Genomic DNA, 752 nt, shown 5'->3' on the forward strand with positions numbered 1-752 from the left:
TCCTTTCGCGCCAGCGGGACGGAGTCCTTTGGTTGGCCCAGATTTCATCCAGCAAAACCTGCACATCTGGATGTACAAAGGCCACATCGCTGAGGATGTGATAGATCTGTTCCAGTTGATGGCCCGATAAGGTCAAAGCCGATGAAGATACGGGCAGTTGGGGACGATCCCCCGGCGCACGGCAGCGAAAATTATCTCTCCGCCTAGAGTTGGCCTGAATTTGTTGCAGCCAACCCCGGGCAGCCAGGTAATCCAGCTCTTTGCGCAGTGTGCGATGGGTCTTGTGAAAGGGTCGGGCAGATAGCAGCGTTTCCAGATCGGGAACTTCTGCTTTTAAGGCGGTCAATAGGTTGGGATCCTTCAGCCAAAACCTCAAGGGTTTCCAGCAAATGCAGTCAACATCAGGACAGGGTGAAGGGATCCCTTGTGCCAGATCCTGCTTGGGATGCCACGGCGAGAGCAAGCGATCCCGAATGTGGGTATAGCCAAACGTTTCCGGCAGATCCCGCCATCCCTCCTCGCCATACAAGCAATCGAGCAACACCCACAGGCGCACGGCCCGCTCCAGGCGCTCCGCCAACTGCCCGCCGGCCAGCCAGCGCAACACCTCTACCGTCAAAGGCAGCTCAAATCCGCTCATCCGACAGTTCCCTCGGTTCTTAGGTCAACCAGTTGATGGCACTCCAGGCCAGGGGTTTTCTTGGAGCAAGGCGCAAGTGAGAGCGTAAACTACCCGGCTCCGACCGCTAAGC

At 57.2% G+C, this 752-nt stretch carries 1 protein-coding gene; it reads right to left on the bottom strand.

The genetic code is table 11. The annotated features are described in order from the left end of the window. Window positions 1-640, bottom strand: a 640-nt coding sequence (locus NW815_RS08860; protein ID WP_414415918.1) for a hypothetical protein, incomplete at its 3' end; no start/stop codon positions are given. Window positions 641-752: the final 112 nt, after the last annotated feature.

The sequence above is a fragment of the Synechococcus sp. R6-7 genome (assembly GCF_047461695.1).
Taxonomy (GTDB): domain Bacteria; phylum Cyanobacteriota; class Cyanobacteriia; order Thermostichales; family Thermostichaceae; genus Thermostichus.